Origin of the sequence: Microcoleus sp. B7-D4 (genome assembly GCF_036705125.1) — a bacterium.
Taxonomy (GTDB): Bacteria; Cyanobacteriota; Cyanobacteriia; order Cyanobacteriales; family Microcoleaceae; genus Microcoleus.
Window position 1 is genome coordinate 1 of the sequence record NZ_JAUBTT010000012.1, and the last position, 14,097, is coordinate 14,097.

14 protein-coding genes are annotated in these 14,097 nt (G+C 45.5%); 8 read left to right on the top strand and 6 right to left on the bottom strand.

The window, feature by feature from the left end:
• Positions 1-557 precede the first annotated feature (557 nt).
• The gene (locus QUB12_RS06840) at positions 558-776 is read right to left on the bottom strand and encodes a hypothetical protein (RefSeq protein ID WP_333140974.1); all 219 of its coding nucleotides are present in this window, start codon (positions 774-776) and stop codon (positions 558-560) included.
• An 888-nt stretch (positions 777-1,664) separates the two neighbouring features.
• Here QUB12_RS06840 and scpB point away from each other — a divergent pair.
• Positions 1,665-2,180 (top strand): SMC-Scp complex subunit ScpB, encoded by a 516-nt coding sequence (gene scpB / locus QUB12_RS06845; RefSeq protein ID WP_333081868.1) that lies wholly within the window; start codon positions 1,665-1,667, stop codon positions 2,178-2,180.
• A 42-nt stretch (positions 2,181-2,222) separates the two neighbouring features.
• Positions 2,223-2,570 carry a DUF760 domain-containing protein gene (locus tag QUB12_RS06850; protein WP_006635907.1) on the top strand — a complete coding sequence of 116 codons (348 nt, stop codon included), beginning with the start codon at positions 2,223-2,225 and terminating at the stop codon, positions 2,568-2,570.
• 318 nt (positions 2,571-2,888) lie between these two features.
• On the opposite strand, the gene QUB12_RS06855 is transcribed toward QUB12_RS06850, so the two are convergent.
• Positions 2,889-4,109, bottom strand: a complete 1,221-nt coding sequence (locus QUB12_RS06855) for an HhoA/HhoB/HtrA family serine endopeptidase (protein ID WP_333306102.1) — start codon at positions 4,107-4,109, stop codon at positions 2,889-2,891.
• Between the two features lie 304 nt (positions 4,110-4,413).
• Here QUB12_RS06855 and QUB12_RS06860 point away from each other — a divergent pair, with 304 nt between their 5' ends.
• Together QUB12_RS06860 and QUB12_RS06865 are read left to right on the top strand one after the other, a co-directional pair.
• Positions 4,414-5,337, top strand: coding sequence for a M23 family metallopeptidase (locus QUB12_RS06860; protein WP_333306105.1), 924 nt, complete (start codon positions 4,414-4,416; stop codon positions 5,335-5,337).
• 68 nt (positions 5,338-5,405) lie between these two features.
• Positions 5,406-5,576 (top strand): hypothetical protein, encoded by a 171-nt coding sequence (locus QUB12_RS06865; protein WP_333306106.1) that lies wholly within the window; start codon positions 5,406-5,408, stop codon positions 5,574-5,576.
• A 269-nt stretch (positions 5,577-5,845) separates the two neighbouring features.
• On the opposite strand, the gene QUB12_RS06870 is transcribed toward QUB12_RS06865, so the two are convergent.
• The gene (locus QUB12_RS06870; protein ID WP_333306108.1) at positions 5,846-8,206 is read right to left on the bottom strand and encodes a calcium-binding protein; all 2,361 of its coding nucleotides are present in this window, start codon (positions 8,204-8,206) and stop codon (positions 5,846-5,848) included.
• Between the two features lie 130 nt (positions 8,207-8,336).
• On the opposite strand from QUB12_RS06870, the gene QUB12_RS06875 reads away from it, so the two are divergent.
• Positions 8,337-8,900, top strand: coding sequence for a hypothetical protein (locus QUB12_RS06875; protein WP_333306110.1), 564 nt, complete (start codon positions 8,337-8,339; stop codon positions 8,898-8,900).
• 101 nt (positions 8,901-9,001) lie between these two features.
• Here QUB12_RS06875 and QUB12_RS06880 read toward each other — a convergent pair whose 3' ends face one another.
• The 3 genes from QUB12_RS06880 to purS all read right to left on the bottom strand — a co-directional run bounded on the left by QUB12_RS06880 (position 9,002) and on the right by purS (position 11,389).
• Positions 9,002-9,805: a DUF4058 family protein gene (locus QUB12_RS06880; RefSeq protein WP_333306112.1), complete on the bottom strand. Its 804-nt coding sequence runs from the start codon at positions 9,803-9,805 to the stop codon at positions 9,002-9,004.
• 326 nt (positions 9,806-10,131) lie between these two features.
• Complete coding sequence (gene purQ, locus QUB12_RS06885; RefSeq protein WP_333306114.1) at positions 10,132-10,833, bottom strand: phosphoribosylformylglycinamidine synthase subunit PurQ; 702 nt, start codon at positions 10,831-10,833, stop codon at positions 10,132-10,134.
• A gap of 271 nt (positions 10,834-11,104) precedes the next feature.
• Positions 11,105-11,389 (bottom strand): phosphoribosylformylglycinamidine synthase subunit PurS, encoded by a 285-nt coding sequence (gene purS / locus QUB12_RS06890; protein WP_333055476.1) that lies wholly within the window; start codon positions 11,387-11,389, stop codon positions 11,105-11,107.
• 143 nt (positions 11,390-11,532) lie between these two features.
• Here purS and QUB12_RS06895 point away from each other — a divergent pair, with 143 nt between their 5' ends.
• The 3 genes from QUB12_RS06895 to QUB12_RS06905 all read left to right on the top strand — a co-directional run bounded on the left by QUB12_RS06895 (position 11,533) and on the right by QUB12_RS06905 (position 13,949).
• Positions 11,533-11,925 (top strand): Fur family transcriptional regulator, encoded by a 393-nt coding sequence (locus QUB12_RS06895; protein WP_333306117.1) that lies wholly within the window; start codon positions 11,533-11,535, stop codon positions 11,923-11,925.
• Positions 11,926-12,424: 499 nt separating this feature from the next.
• Positions 12,425-12,550, top strand: coding sequence for a hypothetical protein (locus QUB12_RS06900; RefSeq protein ID WP_333306119.1), 126 nt, complete (start codon positions 12,425-12,427; stop codon positions 12,548-12,550).
• Between the two features lie 43 nt (positions 12,551-12,593).
• The gene (locus tag QUB12_RS06905) at positions 12,594-13,949 is read left to right on the top strand and encodes a serine/threonine-protein kinase (protein WP_333306121.1); all 1,356 of its coding nucleotides are present in this window, start codon (positions 12,594-12,596) and stop codon (positions 13,947-13,949) included.
• Positions 13,950-14,097 lie beyond the last annotated feature (148 nt).

Genomic DNA, 14,097 nt, shown 5'->3' on the forward strand with positions numbered 1-14,097 from the left:
CCGAGGGCTTGACCTCTCTTTCTACATGGTGATGATGATGACTTATTTCTCTGCAGTCTTCAGGGTTTTTTACCCTTATTTTTTTTCCGTCTCTACACAGACGCAGTTGCATCACTGGGATACTATTCCTTTTTCCGTTGTTAAAACTCCGGGTTGCTAATCTGAGGGAAGAGGATATGATTGCGTCTAATTTTCATCAATTCCGCAATGGGTGCATGGCAAAGCTCCCTCCCTACTCCCTCCGCTTCGCTGCGCCCACGATTGACCGTATAATCCAATTCAAAAGCTACTATGACGGCGTTGCGATCGCCTCGACGACCGTAAGGCGACCGATGTATGTAGGAATTCCCATAAGCTTGAGCTTGTGTCCTTGTAAAATCGCACAACTATAAGCAACTATAAGCTAAAGCTATTAAAAATATTAAAGTTTTATAATATTAAAGTTTTGAGGCGGTCGTCACCAGGGTAACTTTTTTCAAGATTATAGCCTCCTGTTTTACAATCCTTAAACATTGCTTCGATACCACTGCGACATTTAAACGCTGTTACAGCTTGTTTCAATTTCGCGATATTGGTGAGTAAATACCAGTCTTCATCTTCGCCACTATTTCGATATTTTCGTTGCCCATAACCAGCGACATCAAAACAGCCAAATCCTTGCTGCTGATTTTAACTCCTGTCACATAAAAGCTCGTACCTGCTACTAAACCACACTCACTCAACCGCTTAAATTCCTCTCCTTCTTCTTGAATATAGCGTCCCTGTTTTACTCTCAAAACAAACCTTATGTTATTTTCACACAGCCCACTTGCCAGCTTAACGATCGCAAATTCAGGCGTTTCCTAAAAGGACCATTTTATATTTTTTTAGCAGACCAAGAATGGGGCCGATTAAGCTTTGTTGTTCTCGGATGTTGCTACAGGCACAGCGAAGGCAATATCTGCTACTACAACGGTAAAGCTCTCTTGTCCCCAATCAGGCTAATCATCAACATATTTTTATCTCGCCACTGCGTTCTATCAATGGCGACCTTCAACTCTTGTTTCTTTTTAAATTGAGTTCTCCAGATATATTTAAGCAGATGAAACCAAAGCTTTTCTATCTTGAGGATAGGTAGCTTGAGAAACCGTTGAATAGAACGTCGTCGGCTCTCAAACATGATTGGGTATGGCATCAATTTCGCGAATAACTCAATACTCACTTGTTTATGGGTTGGGAGCAGAAAAACTAAAATAGTCACAGTCAAGTATTCGGTGTTTTTGAGCTGCTGTTGGAAACAAATTTGGTATGATTGAGGTAACATTTTTAACTGATGGGGCTTCTTAACAAGACTGACCCCATATTTTTTTTACCAAAAATCGGTCCTAGCCCCGTCATCTGTATTGGTTGATATATTTTACCATAAGCTCAGGAGAGCTAGAAACGTTATATATTCCTGCGTCTCGGATTGATATAAAAAAAGAAAATTAATAGTGTAGGTTTTGTTTCTCAACCTAACCTACACTATTAATAATTTGTGTAAGGGGAATGTTTATTCCTAACTCTCATTCTTCACGACACGGAAGTTACGGAAATACGGATAACTGTTGTTTTCCTGATTCCTTCTTGTTTCTTGCTTATTCCTTCTTCTTTCAACGTCCCCATTCCTCATTACTAATTCCCAAATGACTCGCTTAGCCACAACAATAGAAGCCATACTTTACCTAAAAGGTCAGCCCGTGTCGATCGCAGAAATTGCCGAGATTGCCAAGTGCGATCGAGCCGAAGCCGAAGACGCCATCATCGAACTCATGTCTGACTCGTCCCACCGCGACAGTGCATTAGAAGTCGTCGAAACCCCCACAGGATACAGCCTGCAACTCAGAGAAGAGTTTGCCAGTTTAATGCAAACTTTAATACCTCCAGAATTAGGTGTGGGAGCTTTGCGGACGCTGGCTGCGATCGCCCTCAAAGGCGGCATCGCTCAGCCAGATTTAGTTAACTTGCGAGGTTCAGGAGCTTACCAGCAAGTGCAGGAACTGGTAGAAATGGGTTTCGTCCGCAAACGGCGGCCTGCTGAGGGGCGGTCGTATTGGTTACAAGTTACCGAGAAATTTCACCGGTACTTTCAAGTAGACCAACTGCCAAAACAATTGCAACTTGACTTTCAGGCAAATTTGTACCCAAGCAATGACGAGTAGTTTGAAGTAGAATGTAACCAGCCAGAAATTAAGAATCGCCAAATGGTTTTTCACCCTGACTTTGACACATCCAATGCCCAACAAACCGCAGTCAATCCACTGCTGAAGTACCTCCAACACCAATCCCCGGAGGTGCTAGCCCGCGTCGCCAAGTCTGTCAGCCCCGACATCAGAGAAATAATCTCTCATAACGTTCAAGGACTTGTCGGCGTTTTGCCTTCAGAAAATTTTAACGTCGAAATTACCACCGATCGCGAAAACTTAGCAGGTTTGCTAGCTTCAGCGATGATGACAGGATATTTTTTGAGGCAAATGGAGCAAAGGATGCACCTCGAAGAAAATTTAGCAAGCACCAGCTCGATTCAACCAAACTCACCCAAAGACAAGTAAAAAGGTCAACGGGTTGGGGAAGCCAGAAAGATGAAAGTTGTTCAGAAAAATCCATAATCCTGAATCATGGAGGCACAGGGAATTAAGAAACCGGGCTGTTAACCGGCAATCCCTAGCGCTACACCGAGGATTTTGGTGAAAAAACCCGGTTACTGCTTCCAGGACTATAAAGCATCAGATTCATCTTCCATCCTCCACCCTTGCAACTAATACCAATTTCAAAAAAGAATGCAACTGCAGATAAGATCCAAATCCTTATGCAGTAAGTCATTCTTAATTCTTTAATCGAAAATCGAAAATCGAAAATCGAAAATGGTATTACCCACCGGCGGAGCTACCCGATAGGGGAAAAGCACCCGGACGTACTTTAATATTCTGAACTTGACCCAAACGGTTAATTTCCAGTTCGAGTTCTTTGCCCACAACCGTGTTTTCCACCCGTTCTTGCACGTCACCGGGAGTGTTAACCGCAATTCCGTCAACTTTTTGAATGACATCTCCGGGGCGCAAGTCGGCTTTTTGAGCGGGGGAATTTTCCACGACTCGCGCCACGGCTACGCCTTGATCGAGGGTAATTTTATTATTATCGAGCTGTTTGTTGAGTTCTGCCTTGGTGGCTGCTGTCAAGCTGACCATTTGAATGCCGAGATAGGGATGTTCGGCTCTACCTTTGGCGAATAGCTGATCGGAAACTCGTTTGGCGGTTTCGATCGGAATTGCAAATCCCAAGCCCTGAGCGTCGGCGCGAATCGCGGTATTGATGCCAATTACTTCGCCTTGGTCGTTGAGCAGCGGGCCGCCTGAATTGCCGGGGTTGATGGCGGCGTCGGTTTGGATGAAGCGGACTCGCTTGTCGGGGATGCCGACTTGGGAACTCGATCGACCCGTAGCGCTGATAATGCCCACAGTCACGGTATTGTCGAGACCTAAAGGATTGCCGATCGCGATCGCCCACTGTCCCGGTACAATATTGTCCGATCGACCCAAAGCCACCTGCGGCAGTTCCTTAGCATTAATCTTAACCACAGCGACATCCGTCAGCGGATCGACTCCCTGCACCTTACCCTCAAACTCGCGGCCGTCTTTGAGCGTCACCTTGACAGTATCCGTCCCGGAGACAACGTGAGCATTAGTAACGATGCGGCCGTCAGAAGTGAGAATAAACCCGGAGCCCGTACCTCTCTTGGTTCGTTCTTCCGGCTGCGGCAAATTCTCCCCAAAAAACCGACGAAACAAAGGATTTTTGAAAGCTTCGGGCACTTGATTCGCCACCTTGCTCGATGCGTCAATCCGCACTACAGCCGGGCCGACTTTTTCGGCTGCTTCAGCAATAAAATTGGGATTGCTGCGATCGACCGCCCGATTTTCCAGAACTGGAGGAGAGGGATAGGGGGGGATTTGCTGGCGTACTACTGGCAAAACCAATCCGGTTTCCAGATTGTTTGAGCCTTGCAGATAGCGATTTCCCAACCATCCCATACCTCCGCCGATTGACAGCAAAGTCACATAAAGGGTCGCTTGCTTAAAAGATAAACTCATTTAATAACTCCCGCTAAATACCTCATCCCCGCAGACACGTTCCCAATCAAGCATTTTTGTCTTGGCGACGGGAAGGAAGCGGGGCGGGGCGTACCGCTTCCTCAAGAACATAGCTGTTAACAGGCAGGCGCCCATCGGCATCACAGGCAATTTTGCCGGATTTGCCAAGAGCGAATCAAACTAATAATTCTCATCCTAACTTGGCTTAGCCTGGGATTTACAGTCTGGGGGGTGGCTAGAGCTTGTAAATATGCAATTTTACAGGATTTTAAAATTGTCAACTGTCCGAAATGAATACTTTTTTATGTACATAATGACTTTTAAACCCTTATTTCCGCTGATTTTTGCACTAATTTGGTCGATCGCACCCGTTGAGAAAACGGCGGCAAATACCGAAATCCCACCTGCAAATCTTCCTTCAGGTGCACCTGTAGAAAACCCCGACCCCGCACGCGATTGCCCGAGTCCGGCTATGTCTCGGTTGCGCCGCCACACGGTGGCCCAGGGCGAAACAATAGAAAGCATCGCGCGGCAGTACAATGTGATTCCTGGGGCGCTGATCGGGATAAATCCGATGTTGCGGGGCGGTGGAGTATCTGCTGGAAGTGCGATCGTCATTCCTCCGTACAGTGGCATCGAGGTAGAAGTGCCTGCAGGCTGGAATTGGCAAAAACTGGCAGAAGCTTACAAAGTGCGCGCAGATTTGCTATTTGAGGCGAATGGGTGCAGGCCTTTGGGGAAAACGGTGTTTGTGCCTGCGGTGAATAGGTCGATCGGGCCTTCTATCAATCCCGAAGCAACGCCATCGGTGGAAGGATTTCCGCTACCCGCCCCAGCAGTGGAAGCTTTGCGTTACGGGCGGCAATTGCATCCGGCGCGGCGCGAATTTTTTTTCCACAGCGGGGTAGATTTTTTGGCGTCGGAGGGTACGCAGGTTTTGGCCGCGGGCGAAGGGACTGTCGCCTTTGCCGGGCCGCAGGGGGATTACGGGAATTTAGTGGTGGTGAACCATGAAGCGGGGAAGCAAACGCGCTACGCTCATTTGAAAGATATTGCGGTAAAAGTCGGTCAAAAAGTGCTGTCTGGAGAAGTTTTGGGAACTGTGGGGACGACGGGAAAACGGGACATTCCGCCCTCTCATTTGCATTTTGAAGTTCGGTACAATTCGGGGTTGGGTTGGGTTGCTGAAGACCCGCTGCTTTATTTGCAAGCGACTATTAAAAAATAGGATTGTTAGTGTGCTGGGGGTGTGATAAGCCGCCCCAAATCCAGAGGGGGTAAGGATTGAGCTGTGTTGTGGTTAAAAAAGATAGGCAGCAGAATTATTACACGATTGCCTATCGCAAAAAATATGTTACTAATCGAGTTCCCATTAATCACTTATTGGTGAACAACTTATTGCCCGATCGCACATTTCTCTCAAATTCGATCGGCCTGAAACCGAGTGAAAATTTGTCTGCTTTGTGACACAGCCCGCCGGGGGTTTCAACCCCCGTCTCATAGAAGACAGTCGGTTGAAACCGACTGAAAATTCGCATGAAACCGATACACATCAACTAACTCTTCAGTCCTCTTTGAGAGGACTTTCGCTATGAGACAGGGGTTTCAACCCCTGGCGGACTCGGCAACGAACCAACTAGCCCCTGGCGCGGACTAACTAACGGACTAACAAATCAAATTCGATCGCCCCTCAACCCAAAAACCCGATCGCCCATCCACAACAAACCCGATCGCCCTTAAACCAACTCCACACCACACACCGCTCTACTGTCGAATTGAGTAGGGATCTGGGTTAATCCACCAGTGAGAAAAAAGTCAGGCAGAGCCCCGAATGAAGCGAATCCATTAGCGTTGTCTCTTATACCTGTAATGACAACACTACCCGATATTCCTGGCCTACCAGTAGCCGCAAAACCAAGATCATCACAGTCCCCAAAAGCGTTTGACTTATTTCGGATCTCGAAACTTACCGTGCCACTCGAAGAGGAAACGGGAATGTTTTTGGTTTGTATTTCACCACTTCTTGTCCTAAGTTCTACGAGTATGTTGTTTAGTTTGTTTTGTGGATCGCAGTAGGTAACTTTGACTTCTGCCGTTTGTCCATAATTGAGAACTGAAGGGATGACTTCTGCCTTAAAGACTTGCTCCGAACAAGTTGGTGGAGGTGTTACAGGAGTAGTCGCAGGTTTATCGCAAAAGTCAAATGGAATACCCGTCTTATCAGCAAGAAACTTTCGGAACTGAGGCAAAAAGTTGGTTTTAGAAGGTTCTGTCGGCTTCTCTTCCCCAAAAAATAAATCAGTGAGATCCTTAGTAGATGAAGCTAAATCTAAAGTACCTCCTACAGCATTTTCTAAGTCTTCTGCAAGTCCTGCTGATTTGAGAGCTTTCTCAATTCCTATCCCAGTCAATTCGTCAATTACCGCATCACCAAGGTCTTTATCGCTACCTGTAAGAAGTTTGCAACTGTAGTCAAGGACTTTAAATCCAACAGACGCTGCCTTCAATTCTGCGCCAATAACGTCAAGTGATAGGCTAAGTCCTCCACTAGGAACAGCAAACAATATACCAGTAACTAATGCAACGTTAGCAGCAAAATCAACCACTTTAGCCAGTTTTGCAGTTCCTTCACAGAAGTCTTTAACCGACTGACAAGCTTTCGCAAAATCTGGTTGACCAACGGTCGGAGGAGTAACTGGTGGTTTAGGAGTAGGTATTGGAGTTGGCTCGATTGGCAGAGGAAAATTTACTTTGTCAATAACCTGACCATCCTTAATCCACGATATAACACCTTGATCCGGCTTTCCAGTTTCTTGACTTTGTTGATACTCAACTCGCGCCGTTTCATTAGAGCCTTCAAGCGTGATATCAGCGCTTCTACCATCTCGATTAAAGAGCGTTGTACTACCACGAACACCAGTTGTACGATTGGGTACGAATATAACTGATTCTACGAAACGTCCGTCAGCATCATCTTGAATAACAGTGATATATTTGCTACCATCACTCGCCGGAAACTCCATCTGAAATCTGTTGTCAGATAGCTTTTTTACTTCCGGTAAATCAATTGTGACTCTATCTTCAGGACGCTCTGGTTCGACATCATAAGGTCTGAAACGACCTTTTAAATCATCTGGTGTTACTCCCAGAACAGTACCTAACAAAGTCCCTGTTGCAGCCACCTTAATATCCACAGCCGAACCACCAGAAGGCTGCACTTTCGACTCCAAAACAATATCTGATTCCTTAAGATTTGTACTAAGTCCGATAAAATCAATTGCTCTTTGAAAGTCGGTAATTAAGTCAAACGTAGGAGAGCCTAAAGCCGCCTCAGAGCGCAGAAAAAATATATCTTGACCCACACCACCAGTCAGAGTGTCATTGCCCCAATCGCCAATCAGGAAGTCATCGCCATCTTCCCCATTCACAATATCGTTATTGCGACCACCCCGCAAAAAGTCGTCTCCGCCTGCACCGAAGATTACGTCATCACCTGCGTTTCCGTTGACACCATCAGCACTTTCACCGCCCTGCAAGGTGTCTGCACCTTCACCGCCCAGCAGACCATTTTGGCCCGCACCGCCACTCAGAAAATCGTTCCCCAAGCCGCCATAGAGCAAATCAGCACCACCGAGGCCCTCAATTCGGTCATTTCCTTCGTCGCCATAGACGACATCCCCAGATTCCGAACCAGTAATCGAATCCGCACCGCCTAAAGCCCGCAAACCGCCGATGAGAGTATCCAGCAAGCCGATCGCGATCGTAAATGTGTCGCTTCCCTCAGTTAAAATGTAAGCACTACCATCGCTCGAAAGTGAGCCACTGCTGACTTGAGAAGCCGATCGCCCGATATCCCCATCAACACTACCGGAGATAAAGTCCTTTCCCGTGTTACCATTCAAAAAGTCTGGCGCGATCGAACTTTCTAGCGTATCGTTGCTTCCCAAGCTAAAGATATTCTGGATATTCTGAGCATTCGATACCGTCTCTTGAGTCGTGGCTTTTTTCGAGCCACAGCCGCAATCCGCTTGATTCGTGGCGCTGCTACCGTTCAATATGTCATCGTTCTTGTCCAGCAAAGCTAAATTGTCAGGCATATACTTTTGCTTTGTGTTGGTGATTTAAGAAATCTACCTTACCTGTCTCATCTATGTCATGGCTGAAAAAGCCCGAAAAAGACTGAAAAAGCCCGAAGTTTCCTTAACTTTATATTTCTTCACTTAACCCATGCAGCCCAACGACGATCGCCCGTTGCAAGCCGTCCCTGACGATAACGAATTGCTGAAATTGGTCGATGGTCTAATATTTGAAAAAACAGGTAAACATCTCAACACGCTACAACGGTTAGTGTTGCAGGGAATGTATGATGGCAAAACCTACGAAACGATCGCCCGCGACACCCGCTACACTACTAAATACGTCCGAGAAGTCGGCTACAAGCTACTCAAAAGTCTTTCCGCAGTGATGGATGAAGAGATGCAAAAAGGCAATCTCAAAGCTGCGATCGATCGCAGAAATATTAGCAATACCTCAAACTTCGGCAGAGATTATATTCAATACGTCGAATACGTCCACACCCTCAACCTCAACCCCTGTCCTTCTTTGCCTAGCAAATCTGACAACAAATACGCCACTGAATCCAGATTCAAAACTCAGATCGAACGACTCGAAATTGATGTTGCTGATGTCGTTTGTAAGTTGCACAGTCAAGGTATCGAACCATCCCAAATCGCTCAGTTGCTTGGTCTGCCAGATGTGACGATAGAAACAATATTGCGTGAATTATCATAGCTAAGATGCGAGATATTTGTAGGGTGCGTCGCTGCGAAATTTTCAAGTTGATTTAGAGATTGTCGATCGCGACGCACCCTACGATATAAAGTAAAATATAATTAATTATCTCGAAGTTCTTTTTCTTGCAAAAGTTGGGTTGCCCAAACCCGATCTTCTTCCGATAGAGACGGTACGGGTTCTCGATTATAGTCGATCCGATAATCATAGCCAGCGCGATCGTAAATACCTGCAAATATTTCTGGTAAATTAACAATAGGTTCTACATCTTCCTCGCGCAAGGGAAGCGGAAATATAGGTAGAGAATCGCGGAGATTAAAAGCATAAAGTTCGGCAAACGGACGGCGATTACTGGGACTGACCAAAACCCGATAATCGCTTTGAATAGAGTTATTAAGAATGGGCATAGATTCCCATTTTCGTAGTAAATCGATTTCGACTAAATTGGTTAAGCTGCCTAAAATACTCTGGCGTTTTTTGAGATAAGTAATTCTTCCTTCTCCACTACGTTTGTTGACAGGAGAAAGAATTTCAATTGCGGTGACAACTTGTTTCGTTGCCATTTCTCGCACTTCCAGGTAAGTCTGTTTAATTTTTTCAGGAGCAGGCACTTTGACGGTAGTCGGAAGTGTTACAGTTAAAGTGGCAACTGAACCTGTAGGAATATTCGGGTTATTAGATTGACGCTTAATCGCGACATCGGGGATACCTACTAAAAGGGACTCGTCGTTACTTTCATTTGGATCGGTAATTTCATAGATTCGTTTGTCGATTGCAACCTCATATTTAGGGCGAATTTGAGGGACTAAGGATGCCGCGATCGCAGAAATTAACCAATGATGAGTTTCCTGCCAGAAATCGGGGTGTTCTAAGTAGGGATCCATTCCAGGAAAGGGTGAAGGCATAGGACTGTTCTCCGATGTATTGACTCTCAAATCATTTTAGCATTTTTAATTTGGTAGGTGCGTCGCTTTAAAGCGAGGCAGATCCTCTGGATATAGGTTCCCAGGCTGAGCCTGGGAACCAGTTAAAGCTTGTCAAGAACAGGCATCCTGCCTGTTCCACAGTAATTATTGGAGATGTCTATTTGTAGATGAATTTAATCTGTTGTGGAACAGGCATCTTGCCTGTTGCAAAAAGCGGGCTTTCCGGCCCACCCCACAATAAATTTAATTTTTTGTGGAACAGGCATCTTGCCTGTTCCTAAAATCATAGACACCCCAAATATCAACTACAAAACAGCAGCAACACTTGCCATCAACAACCCTTGAAACAATTTCACCCCATCAGTTTCGCCCAACATCGGATCGGATGCCCGTTCTGGATGCGGCATCATTCCTAACACATTGCCTTGGCGATTGCAAATACCGGCAATATTATTTAACGAACCGTTGGGATTCCCAGCATCGCTAATTTTGCCCGCCGGAGTGCAGTAGCGAAACAACACTTGCTTGTGCTCTTCTAGTTCTGCTAATGTATCCGCATCAGCATAATAGTTGCCTTCACCGTGGGCGATCGGCAAATCGATGATTTCACCCATAGTATAAGCCGCAGTCCAACGAGTATTACCGCGTTCGACTTTCAAAGAAGCGCGATCGCAAATAAAATTCAATCCCGCATTCCGCACCAGAGCACCGGGCAACAAACCAGCTTCAGTCAACACCTGAAAACCGTTGCAAATACCCAGTACAAGTTTGCCCTGTTTCGCGTGTTCCGCAGTAGCCCGCATCGCCGGAGAAAAACGGGCGATCGCGCCGCACCGCAAATAATCTCCGTAACTGAAACCACCGGGAATTACAATGATATCAATATCCGAAATATCGGTATCTTCGTGCCAAATCATGCGAGTTGGTTGGTGGAGTAACCCTTGAGTAACCCATACTACATCGCGATCGCAATTTGAACCCGGAAAAACAATAACTCCAAATTTCATAAGCTGAAGGAAGAAGGAAGAAGGAAGTTCGGCAACGGATTATGTAACGGATGTAACGGATGTCCGGAAGAAGGAAGATGTGTCAACATAAGACTAAAATCTTATGTTTTTCTCCCTTGTATCGAAGTCTCGATCCCCCTAAATCTCACTTAAGAAGGGAGACTTTGAGTCGTTCTAGTTCTTGTATTGTTAACAAAGACTTTCAAAACCCTCTTGTCCCCCCCTTATTAAGGGGGGTTAGGGGGGATCGAAGAGCTAGGGGCGATCGCATTTATGCCGCCGCTGTCTCCACAGCAACAGGAATTTCAGTCAAATCAAAGCGATAATTTTCAATCACTGGATTGGCCAAAAGTTGGTCGCAAACGCGATCGAGTTGTTCGCGCGCCTGGGACTCACCAGCAGCAGTCAGCGTCAATTCAACGTACTTCCCGATTCGCACACGCTCAACATTGTCGTATCCCATGTGTTGCAAACCAGACTGTACGGCAGTGCCGGCGGGATCTAAAACAGAAGGGCGGAGGGTAACATAGATTTGGGCAAGATATTTCTGAGTCACGGGAATGTTGCGGTAGGTGATGTGAAAGTTAGCCCCATTGTATTCTACAACCGAGCTGCGCGCCGATCGCCATTTGGTTAGCCCAAGTAAGATAGCCTAGAAACAGGGCCAGATTTGATTCCAGCAGATTACACAAAAAAATTATGAGAACCAACCGCACCCGCAGTCAGGAGCGTATTTTACACTTACTCAAGCACTTGAATCGATCGCTCTCAGCGCAAGATATCTACTTAGAACTGCGTAACAGCGACCAAAGCATGGGCCTAGCAACAGTTTACCGCTCCCTCGACGGTTTAAAGCGAGAGGGGTTCGTTCACGTCAGAACTCTCGCTAGTGGCGAGTCTCTCTACGGTGCCGCCCACCAAGACCAACACCACCTAACTTGTCTGGAATGTGGCACCTCTATTACGATCGACGAATGCCCCGTCCACCACTTAGAAAGCCAACTACAACAATCTCATTCTTTCAAGATTTATTATCACACTTTGGAGTTTTTCGGATTGTGCGATCGATGTACTTTGGCTCAAGAAACTTAGAGAAGTTATTAGTCATTAGATACCAGGCGATTTCAAGAAACTGTTGGCGAATTAAAAAAGGTAAAACCAAATATCCCATAATCATCGCAAAAGAACTACAGCGGTTCTCAAAAAAGTGAGGTATGCCCTATGCCCTATGCCCTATACCCTATAGGGCCTCATCTTTCTGAGAAAGGCTATAGCATATTCCATGTAGATGTGGTACACACAATCTTGCGATCGCCCGTGTAAGGTGCGTCGCCACCCGTCAATCTTTAAGTTTTATCCACCAATATTTCTCAGATCCGCACCCTACAGATTAACACTATAATGCGAGTACCTCAGAAACAGAAGTATCATTGGCTAGAGAGCTAATCCATGCCCCCAGTGATCGTGGACTCCTGGTAGTGCCACGATCGTTTCAGGGCTAACCCCGAAAACCTATGAAGCCTGGCGGCAATACTTGGGAGATAATCGCCCAACTCGCATTGCCTATGACCAGGGAGTATTGGAGATTGGGATGCCAGGAGAACCTCACGAACTCGTCAATCGGCTGCTGGCAAAAATCATTACAATGCTGGAAATGGAGTTGGGGATGGAGGCGAATGATTTTGGTTCGACTACGCTAAATCGTGAAAGCATCTGAAAATTAAAGTGTGTCATCATAATACTACCCTAGTTTTATAGATATGCAATCCACAAATGAGTATCCAGACTTTAGTTCTCAAGGATATCAGGTTGACCGAGTTCTAGGGGAAAATCGCTCTGGAGGTCGAGTTACTTACAAAGCAATTCAAATAAAAGATCAAAAAGCTGTTGCTATCAAGCAATTTCAATTTGCAACCAGCACAACCTCTTGGGCTGGGTATCATGCTTATCAAGCAGAACTTAATATCTTAAAATCACTTAATCATCCTAACATCCCCCTCTATCTTAATTCATTTGAAACTGCGAACGGGTTTTGCTTAATTCAGGAATACAAAAGAGCTGTTCCTTTGTCTCACTCTCAACATTTTGAACCACATGAAGTTAAGCAAATTGCTGTTGAAATATTGAATATTCTTGTCTACTTACAGCAGCACTCTCCCTCTATTGTACATAGAGATATTAAGCCAGAAAATATTTTGGTTAATCGTTCACGACAGATCGCAGCTTATCTCATAGACTTTGGCTTTGCCCGCACAAGTGACGATACAACAGTTAGCAGTGTTGTTAAAGGCACAATGGGATTTATGCCACCAGAACAACTATTCAATCGTGAACTGACAGAATCATCCGATCTCTATAGTTTAGGAATGACACTAATTTGTTTATTGACAAAAACCAAATCAACGGAGATTGGGAATTTACTCGATGAGCATAGTCACATTCAATTTAAAAAGAAGCTACCGAGATTGAATTATCAGTTTGTTAACTGGCTAGAGAAAATGGTATCTACCAGCATTAAAACCCGCTATCCTAATGCCGCTATTGCGTTGAAGGAACTTCAGCCAATTGACATTGGTCGTGAAAACGGTATCCTTGGAAAAGCGTTGAATTTCACAAATTCCCAACCAACAAAGGTTATATTTGGCAGCCTAGTCATTTTTGGAATCATGGCATCGCTTGGAACACTGATTGTGCCTCAACAAGCTCCTATGACTAGATACATAGGGAAAAACGTTGGCTCTTTGTCTGCATCAGAACCCAGAGTTTCGCTACCACAAGCTAATGACTCACCCCCATCCTCGACTAGAGACTCTTCTGATGTGAACGAAATATTTTCCATGGTGAACAACACCCTGTGGCGAGTGGGGGTAGAACCTGGATTTTACCATCCAGTTCCCTGGAGATTTTCCGCCGACGGAACTGTGAGTGCAAGTAATTTGTGGCGGGGTGTTTGGAAAAAAAGCAATGTTAGGGCACGATCAATTGAAGTTCGTATAGTGATGCACGAAAATGGTGATACAGATAGTTTCTCTGTAATGTTTAGCCCTGACGGGCAAAGTTTTACCGCATTTAAGGAAGGCAAAGAATATCGCTTTGCTGAAAGGATAATGCCCTAGGAAGGCAGAGTTTCATCCCATGACTCAAGCAATCTGTGTGCGTAATCCTCGCACGGCTGAGGTGGATGACTGGATTACACAATGGTATATGTCAGATTGATTTAGGACAACAGAATACTCAAATCCCCGACTTCTTCAAGAAGTCGGG

Excerpts from the sequence above, each read along its gene's own strand:
- scpB (WP_333081868.1), top strand. The coding sequence starts at position 1,665 with ATGACTCGCTTAGCCACAACAATAGAAGCCATACTTTACCTAAAAGGT.
- QUB12_RS06850 (WP_006635907.1), top strand. The coding sequence starts at position 2,223 with ATGGTTTTTCACCCTGACTTTGACACATCCAATGCCCAACAAACCGCA.
- QUB12_RS06855 (WP_333306102.1), bottom strand. The coding sequence starts at position 4,109 with ATGAGTTTATCTTTTAAGCAAGCGACCCTTTATGTGACTTTGCTGTCA.
- QUB12_RS06860 (WP_333306105.1), top strand. The coding sequence starts at position 4,414 with ATGTACATAATGACTTTTAAACCCTTATTTCCGCTGATTTTTGCACTA.
- QUB12_RS06870 (WP_333306108.1), bottom strand. The coding sequence starts at position 8,206 with ATGCCTGACAATTTAGCTTTGCTGGACAAGAACGATGACATATTGAAC.
- QUB12_RS06875 (WP_333306110.1), top strand. The coding sequence starts at position 8,337 with ATGCAGCCCAACGACGATCGCCCGTTGCAAGCCGTCCCTGACGATAAC.
- QUB12_RS06880 (WP_333306112.1), bottom strand. The coding sequence starts at position 9,805 with ATGCCTTCACCCTTTCCTGGAATGGATCCCTACTTAGAACACCCCGAT.
- purQ (WP_333306114.1), bottom strand. The coding sequence starts at position 10,833 with ATGAAATTTGGAGTTATTGTTTTTCCGGGTTCAAATTGCGATCGCGAT.
- QUB12_RS06895 (WP_333306117.1), top strand. The coding sequence starts at position 11,533 with ATGAGAACCAACCGCACCCGCAGTCAGGAGCGTATTTTACACTTACTC.
- QUB12_RS06900 (WP_333306119.1), top strand. The coding sequence starts at position 12,425 with ATGCCAGGAGAACCTCACGAACTCGTCAATCGGCTGCTGGCAAAAATC.
- QUB12_RS06905 (WP_333306121.1), top strand. The coding sequence starts at position 12,594 with ATGCAATCCACAAATGAGTATCCAGACTTTAGTTCTCAAGGATATCAG.